The sequence below is a fragment of the Winogradskyella sp. R77965 genome (assembly GCF_044594915.1).
GTDB lineage: Bacteria > Bacteroidota > Bacteroidia > Flavobacteriales > Flavobacteriaceae > Winogradskyella.
Map to the genome: position 1 here is coordinate 1,186,490 of NZ_CP138990.1, position 18,318 is coordinate 1,204,807.

Consider the following 18,318-nt stretch of genomic DNA (forward strand, 5'->3'; position numbering starts at 1 on the left):
GCTTTGTGATAACACCACAAAGCTTTTCAAATTATAAATTAAACTACTCTTAGTTAGCTATTGCATCGAGTTCTGTTTTTAATGCATTATAAATATCTGTATTAGAGGCACTCAATGTTTGATTTAATAAATTATTGTTTTCTAGAGGGTCCAATGTTAAATCAAAAAAAGCTTCAGAATTATCACCAAATCTAATGTACTTACGCGTTAACGATCGTATGGCATACTCAGACGTCCCGTCAGCATCACTAATTTCAGAAAACGCAAAATCTCTAGTTCCTGTGGTAGCATTTACAATTACATCTTTAAAACTTTCGCTATCATTATTCTGAGTTGTAGAATTTCCGGATAATGCAATAATTGTATCATATAAATCCGAAGCATTAATAAGTGTATTATCTACAGCATTTTGCCTTGATATATTTTTACCAGAAATTACCATAGGTACATTTATACCTCCTTCATAAATAGAACCTTTGGCTTTACGTTGTCCATAATCTTGCGCAACTTGGCCTGGCGAACCATTATCTCCAATAAAAATGATTATAGTATTATCGCGTTCTTCAGAGGACATAGATTGTAATAATCTACCCATTTCAGTATCTAAAGCTTCAATAGCTGCCATATAATAAGTTAAACGGTTGGCATTAATGCTAGATTGATCTGATGGTAAATTCCCTTGACTATGCAAATTTGTTGGTGGTAAATGAAAAGGTGTATGTGGTGCATTGTAAGCCATCCATAAAAACCAAGGTTCGTTTTGTCCTTCTATCCAATTTATACCAAGATCAGTGAGTTTTGTGGTTATATATTCTGTGCTTGTTGACGTATTGCCGTTTTCTACTAAATTCCAGCTTTCATAGTCCTGAACACCTCCAGATAATATACCTGCATAATAATCAATTCCCATAGCTAAGGGCTGATTAACATCATTAGATAAGTGCCATTTACCTATTAAAGCCGTTGCGTAATTAGGCATATCATTTTGTAAAATATGTGCTGAACTATTTAGCTGATGACCAACACGAGTCACTCCATTATTAGTTCCGTAATTTCCTGTCAAAATACTAGCTCTTGTTGGACTACAAACTGGATTCGCCCAAACATTATTAAAAGTAATACCACTAGCCATTAAATTCTGAAGATTCGGCATATTAGGTTTTACATTACCTATGTTATAGTTAGGTGTCGCATCTAAGCCCATATCATCAGCAATAACCAAAAGAATATTTGGCGCAGATGATGGAGGCGTAATATCATCATCGTTTTGCATACCATTTTCGTCATCACTTCCACAAGAGACGATTAACAAAATGAAAAATAGATATACTAAGTTCTTATATGCCATGGTATTTGTATTTAAAGGTATTTAATTCTTATCCAATACTATATTGAAATTCTGCGAATACATTAAACGTAATTTTTACAAGTGTACCTTAGACTAATATCCTCTAGGATTAAATCAGACTTCATTTTCTAATAGTTTGATATGACGCATTAAGCGCTGAAGATCTAATTCTATTGTACCGTTATAAACACCTCTTATATGACCTTCCTTATCAACTAAAATAAAATTTTCTGTATGAATAAATTCACTTTCATCTTGTGTTTTCTTAAAATCTTCATCAGCAAAATAACCGTTTCTAGCTATTGCGTATAATTGATCTTTATCGCCTGTTACTAAATTCCATTTTTTAGAATCTACATTGTTGTTTTCGGCATAGGTTTTTAATTTTTCAACAGAATCTACCCATGGCATAACAGAATGTGATAATAATAAAATGTCATCGTTGTCTTTATATGCATCTTGCAATATATTCATGTTCTTGGTCAACTTAGGACAAATACCTGGACACGTCGTAAAAAAGAAATCTGCTACATATATTTTCCCTTTATAGGTAGCATTGTTTATGTTAACTCCTTCTTGATTTGTAAAAGAAAATTTAGGAATCTTATGCGCTACCTTATCCCATTTAGGTGTGAAATCAGGTGAGTCAAAATATGGTAATGTTATTGCTGCAACTTTTACTTCTTCAAAATCCGATTTATTATTATTCTTTTCGTGGCAAGAAAAACAGATTACAAAAATTAATATTAGAAAAAATGGTTTCATCTGTATCTCTTATTTTACCTCATCACTACCAACGGTAACTTGGTAACATTTTTTTAATCCAATTAATCCAAATCGCTCACCATTAATCACTTCATAGTTTGCTTTTATCTTTCCCGTTTCATACCATAATTTTTGGCTTCCAGTTTCCTTGCTGTTAACGTAATTAAAATCTCGAAACAAAGTTCCAGTTTCGTACCATTCTTTAACATTACCGTTATACTCCCCATTAACGTTAAAATGGTATACAAATTTTGGATTCCCATTATCCCACCATGCCTTATGTACTCCTATTTTTAAACCTTTATTATAAAAACGTTTTGAGGCTACTGAATCATTTTGGTGCCAAATGGTTTCTATACCTTCTTTTTTTCCTTGGTTGTAGTTGGTCTTTGACTTTATTTTTTTTGATTCAAAATAAGATTCTATTACACCTATAAAGGGTTCGTCTTTAAATAGTAAAACACCATTTACTAATTTGAGTTCGGTATTGGTGTCTTGTATAACTAATTCTTGGTTTGATTGCTGACATGACTGAAGCAAACAGAAAAGAAAAAGGCTATATATAATAACTCTTTTCAATTAATTTGTAACGTTTCCTGGTGTTCCGTAAAATCCATTTCCGTTAAGATATGGATCGTCAGCAGTAATGTGATAATGATAAATACCGTCAGGAAAATCTTCTGTTGCAGTTATGTGTCCATGATAGACATCTAAATCCGAAGATGAAATAGTAGCGCCATTTTCTAATGGTCCATAAACAGGAAAGCCATCTGATAATAATCCTAAAAATGCATCTTCCCCAAACTGTTGAGTTAAATAAGTTGGCTCAATATGATAATGATAGTTATCACGACCAGCAGGATGACCAAGCCATTGATCAAAAGAATTAATTTCGCTTGTCAGAGGTGAACCTCCTGCAGCATATTGATTAAAAAACACCACTCCGTTTCTAGAAATACCAATAGGTCCCATTGGTGTTGCTTCATGTACTGTTGCTTCTTCTGGATTTAAGGTTATAGTAAAAGTTATATTCTGAGCACTTATTTCATTAGGATTTTGATTGAAATTTGCATTCGTTCCATTATAGGCTTCGTAAAGCGGATTATTTGTTGGCCAATATGGGCTTGTATGATTTGGTAAGTCTTGAGTTGTAAACGTTACCCTGTTGCCATTGACAGCATAAGATAAACCTGTACCTTCAAAAAGAGTTAATATTGATGAAATATCATAAACTGTTGGCATAGAATCATCATCTCTATCAGAATCGTTATCTACGTAACCATCTGGCCGACTGCAATTAGATTCACTGACGTTCGGGTTTCCTAAACCATCACCATCCAAATCTTGATACCATGTAGATTCTGCACATTCACCATCATCATTGCTAGAACAAGCAATAAATCCCAAAACCACTATTACTAATAATACTATTAACGTGTTTTTCATTTACTAATTTAATAAGTCAATACTAATTTAAGACTCAAATAATATAAAATAGTTTAATCTAAAAAAACTTTTTTTTAAAGTTTCACTATAAATCTATAAACAAATCACCAAATAAACATTTTAATGTACCTTTGTACGTTCTTTTTTTCAATATAATTATACTCAATACTAAGGACTGAATATGAGATTACACAGAAACTTGTGCTTTGCAGTAATTGACGGATTACACCTCATTTTTAATGAAGGCAAATATGCTGATAAAGTGATTCAGCAATTACTAAAACGCGATAAGCGTTGGGGAAGTCGAGATAGAGGCTTTGTAGCAGAGACAGTATATAGTATTGTAAGATATCAAAGATTATATGCCGAAATAGCAAATGTAAAAGCACCTTATCACAGAGATGATCTTTGGAGAATGTTTGCGGTTTGGGCAACTCTTAAAGGCATTAAACTACCTGATTGGAAATACTTTACAGATACACCAACTCGAAAAATAAAAGGACGTTTTGATGAGCTTTCTAAAATCAGAAAATACAGAGAATCAGTCCCAGATTGGATAGATGAACTAGGGGTTAAAGAATTAGGTGAAGCCGAATGGACAAAAGAACTTGCAAAACAAAACGAACAAGCTGATGTTGTTCTTAGAGTTAATACACTCAAAACAAACAAGAAAGATCTGCAGCTCAAACTTCAATCTGAAGATATTGAAACAGAATTTTTGCCAAATCATCCTTCAGCGTTAAAATTAGTAGAACGTGCTAATGTTTTTAAAACTGAAGCATTTAAAAATGGTTGGTTCGAAGTGCAAGATGCTTCTTCCCAGTTAGTTGCGGATTTTTTAGATGTAAAACCAGGTATGAAAGTTGTAGATGTTTGCGCCGGTGCAGGTGGTAAGACATTGCATTTAGCTTCTTTAATGGAAAACAAAGGTCAGGTCATTGCCATGGATATTTACGAGAGTAAACTAAAAAAACTCAAAATTAGAGCACGTCGTAATGGAGTGCATAATATTGAAATGAAGGTAATTGATTCTACCAAACCGATTAAAAAACTTCATGGAAAAGCAGATCGATTATTAATTGATGCACCATGTTCTGGCTTAGGGGTATTAAGACGAAACCCAGATGCTAAATGGAAATTACAACCTGAGTTTGTAGAGAGTATCAAACAAACGCAAGGAGAGGTTTTAGAACAATATTCTAAAATGGTAAAGCCTGGCGGAAAAATGGTGTATGCAACGTGTTCAGTTTTACCATCTGAAAATCAAAAACAAGTAGAAAAATTCTTAACTTCGGAAACTGGAAAAGAATTTACACTAATAAAAGATCAAAAAATATTAGCTTATAAATCTGGGTTTGACGGATTTTACATGGCACTTTTAGAAAAAAAATAACCTCAATCTGCATAACACAAATCATGAAACAACTATACATCCTAGCATTTTTATTTACAACAAGTTTTACATTTGCTCAATTAGCTCCACCAACAGAACTTCAAGCCTATTATAGTGGTGTAGATTTTACAAAAACAGGCACAGAACTATACGATGATTTAGCTGTTAAAACTATTGCTAAACACACCTTGTTTTTAACTTATGGTGAAAGGCATCAATTCTTGTATGATGCTGATGAAGATCCATCTAATTCATCAAATGTTCGGTTAATATACTCAGGTGAAAGTAGATCTAAGACAGAATACCTTTCTGGTTCTAATCCTAACTCTCCGCAAACGTTTAATACAGAACATGTTTACCCACGATCTTTATTGGGTGATGGAACGGCTGAAGCAGATTTACATTTATTAAGAACATGTGACATCAGTGTGAATTCATTGAGAGGGAATGACCCTTTCTCAGACGGTTCGAGCACACCAAACCAAGCTTATTTCTCAACAGGAAGTAGTTTTTTTCCTGGTTGGGACTGGCGCGGAGACGTCGCTAGAATAATTATGTATGTAAACTTACGGTATAATGAACCCTTTACTGATGTGGGCACATTGAATTTATTTTTAGAATGGAATGCCGCTGATCCTGTAAGTCCTCAGGAAATTGAAGATAATAGAAATACAGTCATTAGTGGTGTACAAGGCAATCGAAATCCATTCATAGATAATCCTTTCTTAGCCACTTTAATATGGGGAGGTACACAGGCAGAAAACAGATGGGGAGAAAACCCACCTGATGATACGGAAGCGCCAACAATACCAACAAATCTAATGGCATCTAATGAAACATCTGCATCTGTTGACTTAAATTGGACAGCATCCACCGATGACATAGGTGTTACTGCATATAATATTTTTGTAGATAACGTTTTTTATGTTTCTACCAATTCTTCAGCAACAAATATAACTGTAACTGGTTTATCATCTGAAACTACATATGAGTTTGCAGTTTTAGCAAGAGATCTTGCTAATAACACTTCTGCATTGAGCACATCTGTAAATGCAACAACATTAGAAGCTAATACTGGAGGTGGTTCTTGTGCTTTTGAAACCTTTGAAAATATACCTGATAATAACTCAAGTTATTCTGATAGAACATGGACAGGAGATGATAACAGCAGCGCACAATGGCAAGCAACACGAGCAAGAACAGATCAATCCATAAACAGTAGAGCAATTACTATTGATGTTAGAGACATGAGTGATGGTTCAATCACCTCACCATTACTTTCAAATGGTATTGGCAGTTTAACAGTCACTACACAAAGAGCTTTTTCGGGCGGAAGCGGTACTTTAGATGTTTCTGTAAATGAAGTTTTTGTAGGCACAATTCCTTATGGCTCAGATGTTCAAACTTCAACAATTTCTGATATTAATTTTAATGGAAACGTACAAATTCTTATTTCTAAAAATTCATCTTCAGGAGATCGCGTTATTATAGATGACTTATCTTGGACTTGCTTCCCATCTTTGAGCGTAGGTGATGAAGTACTAAAACGAGTAAAAATATACCCTAATCCAACAAAAGATCTAGTTAAAATTGATCTGACTCAAAATATTGAAACACGGATCGAAATATATGATATCCTGGGAAAACGTATCTTAACAACAGAAATTAAAGAATCTACATCTTTAAATGTTAGTTCACTAAAACATGGTTTATATTTAATAAGATTTACTCAAAAAGATAAATCGGAGACCAAACGACTCATCATCCAATAATGCAAGAGCAGCTTAAAAGCTGCTCTTTTTTATGTTTAAAACTTGTTGAATACTTCAAAATTTGAAACTTAAATTTTAATCAGAATATCACAAAATAAATTAACTTTGTGCTTTTAATTTTCACACCAAACACAACACTTAAATGATTCATTTCTTTGGAAACCAAAACAGTAAGGTATTTGCTGTTCAAGCCACAAAAGAATTATCAAACGAAACTATTTCTAAACTCACATGGTTATTTGGCAACCAGAAAAAAATAGAACAAGCATCAATAGATGCTTTTTTTGTTGGTCCTAGAGCTGCAATGATTACTCCGTGGAGTACAAATGCCGTAGAAATTACTCAGAATATGGGGATTTCTGATATTATTAGAATTGAGGAATTTACTTCAGTAAATGATGATTTCAAAGATTATGACCCGATGATTTCTGAAAAATTCAATGGGTTGAATCAATCGATTTTCAATATAGATATTCAACCAGAACCTATTTTAAATATTGAAAATATTTCAGCATACAATCAACAAGAAGGTTTATCACTAAGTAGTGAAGAAGTAGAATATTTAGAAAGTGTTTCAAATAAAATTGGAAGACCTCTAACCGATTCTGAAGTTTTTGGTTTTTCTCAAGTGAATTCGGAGCATTGTCGTCATAAAATATTCAATGGCACATTTGTTATTGATGGTGAGGAAAAAGAAACGTCTTTATTCAAACTTATTAAGGAAACTTCCAAACAAAACCCAAATGATATTGTTTCTGCTTATAAAGACAATGTCGCTTTTATAAAAGGTCCTGTTGTAGAGCAGTTTGCACCAATTCGCGCTGATATTCCGGATTATTACACGACTAAAGATTTTGAATCGGTTATTTCCCTTAAAGCCGAAACCCATAACTTCCCTACTACAGTAGAACCTTTTAATGGAGCTGCAACAGGTTCTGGTGGAGAAATTAGAGATAGACTTGCTGGTGGAAAAGGATCTTTACCTTTAGCTGGTACAGCAGTTTACATGACATCTTATTCAAGATTAAACGATGAAAAGCCATGGGAAAAAGCCTTCCCAGAGCGCAAATGGTTGTACCAGACTCCAATGGATATCTTAATCAAAGCAAGTAATGGAGCTTCAGATTTCGGAAACAAATTTGGACAACCACTCATATGTGGTTCTGTTTTGACTTTTGAACACCAAGAGAAAAATGATAAACTCGGCTACGATAAAGTAATAATGCAAGCTGGAGGTATTGGATACGGAAAGGCTGAACAAGCATTAAAAGATATCCCTAAAGAAGGTGATAAAATCGTCATCCTTGGAGGTGACAACTATAGAATTGGTATGGGTGGAGCAGCCGTTTCTTCTGCAGATACCGGGGAGTTTGCTTCAGGAATTGAATTGAATGCCGTACAACGTTCTAATCCAGAAATGCAAAAACGTGCTGCAAACGCAGTTCGCGGCATGGTAGAAAGTGATGAGAATTTTATTGTTTCTATTCACGACCATGGAGCTGGTGGACACTTAAATTGTTTATCTGAGTTAGTTGAAGATACTGGTGGACATATCGATTTGGATAAATTACCTGTAGGTGATCCAACGTTATCCTCAAAAGAAATTATTGGTAACGAATCTCAAGAACGCATGGGATTAGTTATTGCAGACAAGCATTTAGAAACTCTACATAAAATTGCAGATAGAGAACGTTCTCCAATATATGACGTTGGTGAAGTTACAGGCAAGCATCGTTTTACGTTTGAATCTAAAACCAACGGAGACAAACCAATGGATTTGGCATTAGAAGATATGTTTGGTAGCTCGCCTAAAACCATAATGAATGATATAACTGTAGAAAAAAACTACAGTGTTATTTCTTACGATACTGATAATTTCTATGATTATTTAGATAAAGTATTGCAACTCGAAGCTGTGGCTTGCAAAGATTGGTTAACAAATAAAGTCGATCGTTGTGTTGGTGGAAAAGTTGCTAAACAGCAGTGTGTTGGTCCTTTGCAGCTACCACTAAACAATGTAGGAGTTATGGCACTTGACTTTAAGGGTAAAGAAGGTATTGCTACTAGTATTGGACACTCACCTATTTCTGGATTAATAAATCCTTCAGCAGGAAGTAGAAATTCAATTACGGAAGCTTTAACTAATATTATTTGGGCACCTCTTAAAGATGGTCTTAAAAGTATTTCTTTGTCTGCAAACTGGATGTGGCCTTGTAAAAATGAAGGTGAAGATGCACGTTTATACGAAGCTGTAAAAGCCATTTCAGAATTTTCAATTGATTTAGGTATCAATGTTCCTACAGGAAAGGACTCCCTTTCCATGAAACAAAAATATCCTGATGGTGATGTTATTTCTCCTGGTACAGTGATCATTTCTGCAGCTGGAAACTGTAATGATATTACTAAAGTAGTTGAACCTGTATTTCAAAAAGGTAAAGGAGCAATCTACTACATTAATATCTCTCAAGATTCTTATGAACTTGGTGGTAGTTCTTTTGCACAAATCAATAATAAAATAGGAAATACAACTCCTAACATAAAAAGTGCAGAATATGTTACAACTGTATTCAACACTATTCAAAATTTAATAAAAGACAACCAAATTGTTGCAGGTCATGACGTGGCTTCTGGTGGTTTAATAACAACTTTATTAGAATTATGTTTTGCTGATAATAACTTAGGAGCTGAATTAGATATTACAAGTATTGGTGAAAAAGATGCAGTTAAAGTTCTTTTTGCTGAGAATGCAGGTATTGTAATTCAGTCTGAGGATAATTCTATTGAAAATGTACTTTCTAATGCGAATATTAAATTCCATAAGTTAGGACAAGTAACCGAAAGTGATGTTTTAGGGATTATAAATGGAAATCAAGTTTATACCATGACTGTTTCGAGGTTAAGAGATATGTGGTATAAAACCTCTCTTCTACTCGACCGTAAACAAACAGCAAATGGTTTAGCTGATGCTCGATTTGAAAACTATAAAAACCAACCTCTAGAATACACTTTCCCTAAACACTTTACTGGTAAGTTACCTAAAACAAATACAGAACGACCTAAAGCCACAATCCTAAGAGAAAAAGGATCTAACTCAGAACGTGAAATGGCTAATGCTATGTATTTAGCTGGGTTTGATGTAAAGGATGTGCATATGACCGATTTAATTTCTGGCAGAGAAACACTTGAAGATATTCAGTTTTTAGGTGCTGTTGGTGGTTTTAGTAATTCTGACGTTTTAGGTTCTGCAAAAGGTTGGGCTGGAGCCATTAAATACAATGAAAAAGCAAATAAAGTTATTAAAGACTTCTTTAAACGAGAAGACACGCTTTCTGTCGGTATTTGTAATGGTTGTCAACTTTGGATGGAACTAGACCTTATTAATCCAGAGCATGATGAGCATGGTAAAATGATTCATAATGATTCTCAAAAACACGAGAGTTCTTTTACTTCTGTAAAAATTCAGGAGAATAATTCTGTAATGCTTTCGACTTTATCAGGAACAACTTTAGGAGTATGGATTTCGCATGGTGAAGGAAAATTTGATTTACCTTACTCTGAAGATAAATACAATATTGTTGCTAAATATGGTTATGCTGATTATCCCCATAATCCAAATGGTTCAGATTTTAATACAGCTATGATGTGTGACAAAACTGGTCGTCATTTGGTAACAATGCCGCATATTGAACGCTCAACATTCCAATGGAATTGGGCAAATTATCCCGAAGGTAGAAAAGATGAAGTATCTCCTTGGTTAGAAGCTTTTGTTAATGCCAGAAAATGGATTGAAAAACACTAGTTTTGGTTTTGAACAATCTTTAAGCCAATTCAATTTTGTTAACTTTTTCCTTGTAAGCCTTATTCACTGAGCGTTTCATTAAGAGTGAAACAACGAGCGCTACAACAAATAGACCTGAAAAAACTTTTAGAGTAATATCTAAAGAACCTGTTGAACTTTTCACAACATCGTAAATAGTTGGTCCCACCACACCTGCAAGTCCCCAACTGGCTAATATCATTCCATGAATAGCACCTAATTGCTTTGTGCCAAAAAGATCACCCAAAAATGCAGGTAAAGTAGCAAAGCCACCGCCATACATTGTAATCACAGTGAATAAAATGAGTAAGAAAAATAGTTCCATTGTAATCTCAGGTAAGAAATAAAATGCTAGAATTTGGAATGCAAAAAATATAATGTAAATATTGGCTCTGCCTAAATAATCTGAAAGACTAGACCATAAAATTCGTCCGAATCCATTAAACACTCCTATTAAACCAACAACTGTCGCTGCTTCCATCGGAGTATAACTTAACTTTTCTTGCATCATAGGACTTGCTGCAGCAATTACTGCAATACCGCAGGTAATATTAATAAACATCATTATCCACATATAATAAAATCGAGATGATTTTAGTGCTGCATTAGCTGTTATATTAGAAATATCTTCTTTAATTGTTTTTCCTTCACCAGGTTTAAAACCATCTGGTAAATAGCCTTCTGGCGGTTTTTCAATATATCGCGAAGAAGATAAAATAAGAAACATATAGATTGCTCCTAAAATGTAAAATGCGTTAGACACACCTACAGTTTCAAATAAAGATTGCATGACAGGCCCAAAAATTAGTGCTGAAAAACCAAACCCCATTATAGCCATACCTGTAGCTAATCCTCGCTTATCCGGAAACCATTTTACTAAAGTACTTACTGGTGTTATATAACCAAGTCCAAGTCCAATACCACCAATAACTCCATAGCACAAATAAAACAAAGTAAGTGACTCTAATTGTACAGCTAAGCCCGAACCTAATATGCCGATTCCATAAAATAAACCTGCTGTAGTACCGCTAATTTTTGGTCCAACTTTTTCCACCCAACGACCTAGAAACGCAGCTGATAAACCTAATAAGAGTATAGCTATTTTAAAAGCCCATTTAATGACACTACCTTCAACATCCAAAATATCTTTCACAGGATTTGTAATCACTGAGTATGCATAGACAGAACCTATAGAAATGTGTATTCCAACAGCAGATAATGCAATTAACCAACGGTTTTTTAATTTTTGAATACTCATAACTAATCGTTTTTTTATCATTTATACTTTAGTGCGTCAAATCAATTGACAACAACAGATTTAAAGTAAGGCTCTAAAATAGCCTTAGCTTTTTCAAGCTCTTGTTCTGTATTTTCTCTTGCCTCCTTTAATTGATAATCCCAACCTAATGCATCCCATTTATGAACACCTAACTTGTGATAAGGCTGTATCTCCAACTTTTCTATAGTTTCATAATTTTGAAAATATTTACCCATCGCCTCTAATAATTCAGGTGCACTGGTTATACCCGGAATTAGCACATAGCGCAACCACATTGGCTTTTTTGACCTTTCTCTATATTGGGAAAAATTGAACGTAGTCTGATTGTTTTTCATACCAGTTATATACTCATAGCCTTCCTCAGTGATATGCTTAATATCTAACATTACTAAATCTGTGTACTTATCCATTAACTCCTCTGCAAAGTGATTTAATATTCTACCGTTGGTATCTAAAGCAGTATGAATGCCTTCTTTTTTTAATTTCTTGAATAATGGAATTAAGGCTTTAGCCTGCAATAAGGGCTCACCACCAGAAACAGTGACTCCTCCTTTTTTACCGAAGTAAGGTTTCGATTTCATTATTAAATTAAAAAGCTCATCAACATGATATGATTTACCGCCTTCCATAGCTATTGTATCTGGATTATGACAATACAAACACTTTAGTTTACAGCCTTGTAGAAAGATAATAAACCGAACTCCTGGACCATCATGGGTGCCAAAAGACTCAATGGAATGGACGTTTAATATGTTTTCTTGTGATTTAATAATGAAAGAATTAAAAAAGCATCTGAAAAAGTAATTTTAATTTTCAGATGCTTTTATCAAATTTAATTACATCGTTTCATGGAACGATCTTGAAATTACTTCTAATTGTTGTTCTCTTGTTAAGCGTACAAAATTTACAGCATAACCAGAAACTCTAATGGTTAATTGTGGATATTCTTCAGGACGCTCCATAGCATCAAGGAGAGTCTCCTTATCCAACACATTAATATTAACATGCTGCGCATTATGTTCAAAATAACCATCTAAAATTGATGATAAATTTTCAATTCTTGTTTCAATATCTGCACCCAATGATTTTGGTACAATAGAGAATGTATTAGAAATACCATCTTGTGCATCTTTATAATCAATCTTAGCTACTGAATTCAGAGAAGCAATAGCACCCATTTCATCACGTCCATGCATTGGGTTTGCACCTGGTGCAAATGGCACACCTAAAGCTCTACCATCTGGCGTTGCTCCTGTCTTTTTACCATAAACAACATTAGATGTAATTGTTAAAACAGATAATGAAGGTTCAGCATTTTTATACACAGGGAACTGTTTTAACTCATTATTAAAATCTGCCACTGCTTGAGCTGCAAGATAATCTACTCGATCATCATCATTACCATACTTAGGAAATTCTCCTTCAATTTCAAAATCAACAGTCAAACCATTTTCGTTTCGGATAGGTTTTACTTTCGCATACTTAATTGCCGATAAAGAATCTGCAACAATTGATAAACCAGCAATACCATAAGCGATATTGATATGTGGATTAGTATCTATTAATGCCATTTGAGCCTTTTCATAATAATACTTATCATGCATGTAATGAATGATATTCATAGTATCACAGTAGACTCGCGCAATTTCTTGCATGGCAATTTTGAAATTGGTCATTACCTTATCAAAATCTAAATACTCATCTTTATCTTCAGGAACACCATCAAATATCTGTACACCAGTTAACTCACATTTACCACCATTAATTGCTAATAATAATGTTTTAGCTAAATTGGTTCGAGCTCCAAAAAACTGAATTGATTTTCCTAAATCCTGATGTGATACACAACATGCAATACCATAATCATCACTGTAACGCATCTCACGCATTAATCTATCATTTTCAAACTGTAAAGAGGATGTTTCTATCGCCACTTTCGCACAGAATTTTTTGAAGTTTTCCGGTAAATCATCAGACCATAAAACCGTCATATTTGGTTCTGGTGATGGTCCTAAATTATAAAGTGTATTTAAGAAACGATAAGATGTTTTGGTAACTTTTGTTCTACCATCTGAAAACATACCACCAATAGCTTCAGTCACCCAAGTTGGATCACCAGCAAAAAGTGCATCATAGGCTTTCATTCTTAAATGGCGTACCATTCTTAGCTTCATTACAAACTGATCAATGTACTCTTGTGCTTCAGCTTCTGTGATAATACCTTCTTGCAAATCATTTTCTATATAAATATCTAAGAATGTAGAGACATTACCTAAAGACATTGCCGCACCATCTTGCTCTTTCACTGCTGCCAAATAGGCCATGTATGTCCACTGCACTGCTTCTTGGGCATTGTCAGCAGGTCTACTAAGATCTAAACCATACGTTTCGCCAAGTTGTTTCATGGCTTTTAAAGCCTTAATTTGTTCAGATATTTCCTCACGTAATCTAATGACTTCATCCGTCATTGGACCAGTAACTTTCGCTAAGTCTTCTTTTTTCTTTTCGATTAAAAAATCTAATCCATAAAGCGCAATACGTCGGTAATCACCTATAATTCTGCCTCTTGCATAATTGTCTGGTAATCCGGTAAGGATACCTAGGGAACGGTACTTTTTTATCTCGTTATTATAGGCATCAAAAACACCGTCGTTATGAGTTTTTACATATTTAGAAAATAGTTCGTCTATTTTTTCGGTAGGTTCTAAACCATGCTCTGCAAGTGCTTTTTGCACCACTTTATAGCCACCAAAAGGCTTCATTGCACGTTTTAAGAGTTCGTCTGTTTGCAGACCAACAATAATTTCATTTTCTTTGTCAATGTAGCCAGCATTAAAAGCATCAATAGCAGAAACAGTACCAGTATCTACGCTACGAACACCATTATTAGCACGCTCTTCTGCCATCGCTTTTTTACAAATGCTCCAAAGTTTTTCTGTACGACTTGTAGGACCAACTAAAAACGTACTATCACCATGATAAGGTGTTATGTTATTAAATACAAAACTTCTTACATTCAAAGTTGTTGTCCAAAGACCATCAATAAATTGTTTTACTTCCATGATATAATGTTATTAACTTCCAAAAATTCATATTAAAATACGCTAGTACAAAATTAGATATGAAATAGCTTAATTATAATGACTTTTATCATGTTTTGTTTTTATGAAAGTACTGTTATTACAGGGAAAGTCTGCGAAAACGTTTGAAATATACTAGTTGAAGAGTTTACTTATTATATTATTATTTAAGTAAATATTTTTTTTAATTTTCTAAAAGAGTAAATCCATATTTATTAATCCCTTTTTTAAACTTTTATTTTATTTTTTACTTTAAGCTCATTAAAAACAAAGGCTGACTTAGAGGAATTAGAAAGTGAGAAAAAGCTATAAAAATACTTAGTTCTTTTACCTTATGTTTAATGTAAATGTAAATAATTGATTACTAAGCAAAAAAGTTTGTGAAATTAGGTTTTTGTCTTATTTTACGTACGAATAATAATGACGCATGACACTAAAATATTTTGATGTTGATAATGCAAAAGGCTTAGTTGAAGAACTTTTCTACTTATCATTTGATGAAGGTGATATACCATTTGAATCAACCGTCTTACCTATAAGCTGTATTTCAATAACAAATATCTATGGTAAAAATCAAAGCGCATTTTTCAAGAAAACAAAAACGGATTTAAATGGTTTAGTTATTACTGGTCAGTTTTATGAGTCATATCAATTTTTAGTTAATTCTAAAGGGAGTTCGTTTGGCATTTCATTTCATCCTACTGCAATTTATAAATTGACTAAAATTGATGTATCTAAGCTTACAGAAAAACATTTACCACTAATAGAAGTTTCTGAAACACTATACAATTTAATACATCCCATTTTTATTAAACACAAGGATGATATACCTAGGCTATCAAGAACACTCAAAAAAACATTTTTAAATCTTCCTTTAGAAAAAAATGATACTATTGATCAAATAGATAAAGCTATTGAATTCATTCGTGTTAAAGAAGGTATGCTAAATACATACGAGCTTTTAGATCATGTGAATTTTAGCCAAAAAACCCTCGAAACTCAATTTAAAAAAATTATTGGTCTAACACCTGGAAAGTATATACGTCTAAACCGTTTTTTAAAATTAATGAGAAAATATGAGGGAAAGGAAATTGACCTCAAAGACTTAATCTATATGTATAATTATTATGATCATTCTCACTTTGTAAAAGACTTCAAATATTTTATGAAACAATCCCCAAAAGAATATTTTAATTCTGAACATCAATTTCTCAATGAGTATTTAAACAAATAGCTTCGATAATTTACATCAAATATTCACATAAAGTTTATAATTTCGAGCATTATGCTTTTATGCTATTAGTATATGATTTGTTAGGGTTATTATATACATTTAGCCATTAAATAAAGGTAAAGTTACATTACTAAAAAGAGGCTTTATAGTTATTAAAGCCTCTTTTGTAATTTACAATACAAGCTTAACTTTAATAAATCTAAGTTATTTAAGCTTTAATTTTTCTTCACCATAGTTTATAATATTTTATTTTATAACTTTAAAATTGATATTTTAGCAGTATCCCTTACTAATTTTTGTAAAAATGAATATGATAGAAGTTACACGTCTTTTCGATTTTCCTTATTACCAACTAGAAAACAAACCTAATCCGAGTGCCTTGGTAACAAAGTATAATGGAAAATGGGAATCTACATCAACTCAAGAATATATAGATAAAGCTAACACAATAAGCAGAGCCTTATTGAGACTTGAAATAAATAAAAATGATAAAATCGCTGTAATTTCTACGACCAATAGAACCGAATGGAATATTATGGATATTGGTATTCTACAAACTGGGGCACAAAATATTCCTATATATCCAACTATTTCAGCAGAAGATTATGAGTATGTACTTAATCATAGTGAATCCATTTACTGTTTTGTTTCAGATGAAGAAGTATTAGAAAAAGTTAGAAAAGTTCAAGCAAACACAAAGATTAAAGAGGTGTATTCTTTTGATCATATTGAAGGTTGTAAACATTATTCTGAATTATTTGAACTTGGAAAAGACGAAAGCAATCAATCTGAAGTTGAAGCTCGAAAAGATGCTGTAAAACCATCTGATTTAGCAACCATAATTTATACCTCAGGTACTACAGGAAAACCAAAAGGTGTCATGCTTTCTCACTGGAATATCACAAGCAATGCCTTAGATAGTTCACCAAGAGTACCATTAAAAGAAGGTGAAAATAGAGTATTAAGCTTTTTACCAATTTGCCACATTTTTGAGCGTGTTTTAATCTATGTGTATCAATACGCAGGTACTTCAATTTATTTTGCAGAAGGTATTGACAAAATTGGTGAAAATGCGAAAGAAATAAAACCTAATCTGATGAGTGTTGTTCCGCGTTTACTTGAAAAAGTTTTCGATAAAATAATGCTTAAAGGCGAAGACCTTACTGGTATAAAAAAAGGCCTTTTCTTTTGGGCTGTAAGACTGGGAGAACGTTGGGAACCTTATGGATCTAATGGTGCTTGGTATGAATTTCAGCTCAAAATAGCCAACAAATTAATTTTTAGCAAATGGCGAGAGGCATTAGGTGGAGAGCTTGGTACAATGGTCTCTGGTAGTGCAGCATTGCAACCTAGATTAGCAAGAATTTTTGGAGCAGCAAATATGAGGATAATGGAAGGTTATGGGCTTACTGAGACATCGCCTGTAGTTTCTGTAGGACTCTATAAAAATAAAATGTATAAAGTTGGAACGGTCGGAAAAACCATTGACAATGTAGAGGTAAAAATCGCAGAGGATGGTGAACTCTTAATCAAAGGTCCAAATGTAATGCTAGGTTATTACAAAGACCCAGAAAAAACAGCCAGTGTAATGACTGGTGAATATTTCCATACAGGTGATAAAGGTGAAATAGATGCTGATGGTTTCTTAAAAATTACAGGGCGCAAAAAAGAGATGTTTAAAACGTCTGGTGGTAAATATGTGATTCCGCCACTTTTAGAAAACGATATGAAACAATCGCTTTTCATAGAACAAATTATGGTCGTAGGTGAAGGAGAAAAAATGCCAGCCGCTTTAATTCAGCCAAATTTTGATTTTATTCGGGATTGGATTGATCATAAACAAAATGGTGTTGGCAAATCTGAAGCCGAAATTGCCAATTCAGAACTTGTAATCAAACGTATTCAAAAAGAAATCGACAAGTACAATAAGAACTTTGGAAAATGGGAGCAAATTAAGCGTTTTGAACTCACACCAGACATATGGTCTATAGATGCTGGACACCTTACTCCTACTATGAAAATGAAGCGAAGTGTGATCAGAGAAAAATACGATACTTTATATGAGAAGATTTATCGGACTTAAAATATATATTCTATCGCTATAGAATTAAGTTAAGCGTTTCAATCATGAAACGCTTTTTTCATTATCAAATCAGGTTTAAAATTTAAAAATTTATTATGCAT

12 protein-coding genes are annotated in these 18,318 nt (G+C 33.3%); 5 read left to right on the forward strand and 7 right to left on the reverse strand.

Annotation, left to right across the window (positions count from 1 at the left end; genetic code table 11):
- Positions 1-49: 49 nt before the first annotated feature.
- The 4 genes from SJY34_RS05375 to SJY34_RS05390 form a co-directional block, all read right to left on the reverse strand.
- Positions 50-1,348 carry a sulfatase-like hydrolase/transferase gene (locus SJY34_RS05375; RefSeq protein ID WP_400079690.1) on the reverse strand — a complete coding sequence of 433 codons (1,299 nt, stop codon included), beginning with the start codon at positions 1,346-1,348 and terminating at the stop codon, positions 50-52.
- Positions 1,349-1,462: 114 nt separating this feature from the next.
- A complete protein-coding gene (locus SJY34_RS05380) occupies positions 1,463-2,113 on the reverse strand; it encodes an SCO family protein (protein WP_400079693.1) in 651 nt (216 codons plus the stop codon).
- A 9-nt stretch (positions 2,114-2,122) separates the two neighbouring features.
- Positions 2,123-2,692 (reverse strand): toxin-antitoxin system YwqK family antitoxin, encoded by a 570-nt coding sequence (locus SJY34_RS05385; RefSeq protein WP_400079696.1) that lies wholly within the window; start codon positions 2,690-2,692, stop codon positions 2,123-2,125.
- A complete protein-coding gene (locus tag SJY34_RS05390) occupies positions 2,693-3,559 on the reverse strand; it encodes a YHYH protein (RefSeq protein ID WP_400079698.1) in 867 nt (288 codons plus the stop codon).
- A 181-nt stretch (positions 3,560-3,740) separates the two neighbouring features.
- Here SJY34_RS05390 and SJY34_RS05395 point away from each other — a divergent pair, with 181 nt between their 5' ends.
- The 3 genes from SJY34_RS05395 (at position 3,741) to purL (ending at position 10,523) form a co-directional block, all read left to right on the forward strand.
- Positions 3,741-4,952, forward strand: coding sequence for an RsmB/NOP family class I SAM-dependent RNA methyltransferase (locus SJY34_RS05395; protein WP_400079700.1), 1,212 nt, complete (start codon positions 3,741-3,743; stop codon positions 4,950-4,952).
- Positions 4,953-4,975: 23 nt separating this feature from the next.
- Complete coding sequence (locus tag SJY34_RS05400) at positions 4,976-6,724, forward strand: endonuclease (protein WP_400079703.1); 1,749 nt, start codon at positions 4,976-4,978, stop codon at positions 6,722-6,724.
- 142 nt (positions 6,725-6,866) lie between these two features.
- Positions 6,867-10,523 carry a phosphoribosylformylglycinamidine synthase gene (purL, locus tag SJY34_RS05405; protein ID WP_400079706.1) on the forward strand — a complete coding sequence of 1,219 codons (3,657 nt, stop codon included), beginning with the start codon at positions 6,867-6,869 and terminating at the stop codon, positions 10,521-10,523.
- A gap of 19 nt (positions 10,524-10,542) precedes the next feature.
- Here the strand turns inward: purL and SJY34_RS05410 are convergent, their stop codons facing one another.
- The 3 genes from SJY34_RS05410 to pflB form a co-directional block, all read right to left on the reverse strand.
- Complete coding sequence (locus SJY34_RS05410) at positions 10,543-11,799, reverse strand: OFA family MFS transporter (RefSeq protein WP_400079709.1); 1,257 nt, start codon at positions 11,797-11,799, stop codon at positions 10,543-10,545.
- Between the two features lie 41 nt (positions 11,800-11,840).
- Positions 11,841-12,593, reverse strand: coding sequence for a pyruvate formate-lyase-activating protein (pflA, locus tag SJY34_RS05415; RefSeq protein WP_400081334.1), 753 nt, complete (start codon positions 12,591-12,593; stop codon positions 11,841-11,843).
- A gap of 63 nt (positions 12,594-12,656) precedes the next feature.
- Complete coding sequence (pflB, locus tag SJY34_RS05420; protein ID WP_400079712.1) at positions 12,657-14,882, reverse strand: formate C-acetyltransferase; 2,226 nt, start codon at positions 14,880-14,882, stop codon at positions 12,657-12,659.
- Positions 14,883-15,327: 445 nt separating this feature from the next.
- Between pflB and SJY34_RS05425 the strand changes: the two genes are divergently transcribed.
- Together SJY34_RS05425 and SJY34_RS05430 are read left to right on the forward strand one after the other, a co-directional pair.
- A complete protein-coding gene (locus SJY34_RS05425) occupies positions 15,328-16,134 on the forward strand; it encodes a helix-turn-helix domain-containing protein (protein ID WP_400079715.1) in 807 nt (268 codons plus the stop codon).
- Positions 16,135-16,444: 310 nt separating this feature from the next.
- Complete coding sequence (locus SJY34_RS05430; RefSeq protein WP_400079718.1) at positions 16,445-18,217, forward strand: AMP-dependent synthetase/ligase; 1,773 nt, start codon at positions 16,445-16,447, stop codon at positions 18,215-18,217.
- Positions 18,218-18,318: the final 101 nt, after the last annotated feature.

Excerpts from the sequence above, each read along its gene's own strand:
- purL (WP_400079706.1), top strand. The coding sequence starts at position 6,867 with ATGATTCATTTCTTTGGAAACCAAAACAGTAAGGTATTTGCTGTTCAA.
- SJY34_RS05410 (WP_400079709.1), bottom strand. The coding sequence starts at position 11,799 with ATGAGTATTCAAAAATTAAAAAACCGTTGGTTAATTGCATTATCTGCT.
- SJY34_RS05395 (WP_400079700.1), top strand. The coding sequence starts at position 3,741 with ATGAGATTACACAGAAACTTGTGCTTTGCAGTAATTGACGGATTACAC.
- SJY34_RS05400 (WP_400079703.1), top strand. The coding sequence starts at position 4,976 with ATGAAACAACTATACATCCTAGCATTTTTATTTACAACAAGTTTTACA.
- SJY34_RS05375 (WP_400079690.1), bottom strand. The coding sequence starts at position 1,348 with ATGGCATATAAGAACTTAGTATATCTATTTTTCATTTTGTTAATCGTC.
- SJY34_RS05425 (WP_400079715.1), top strand. The coding sequence starts at position 15,328 with ATGACACTAAAATATTTTGATGTTGATAATGCAAAAGGCTTAGTTGAA.
- pflB (WP_400079712.1), bottom strand. The coding sequence starts at position 14,882 with ATGGAAGTAAAACAATTTATTGATGGTCTTTGGACAACAACTTTGAAT.
- SJY34_RS05380 (WP_400079693.1), bottom strand. The coding sequence starts at position 2,113 with ATGAAACCATTTTTTCTAATATTAATTTTTGTAATCTGTTTTTCTTGC.
- SJY34_RS05430 (WP_400079718.1), top strand. The coding sequence starts at position 16,445 with ATGATAGAAGTTACACGTCTTTTCGATTTTCCTTATTACCAACTAGAA.
- SJY34_RS05390 (WP_400079698.1), bottom strand. The coding sequence starts at position 3,559 with ATGAAAAACACGTTAATAGTATTATTAGTAATAGTGGTTTTGGGATTT.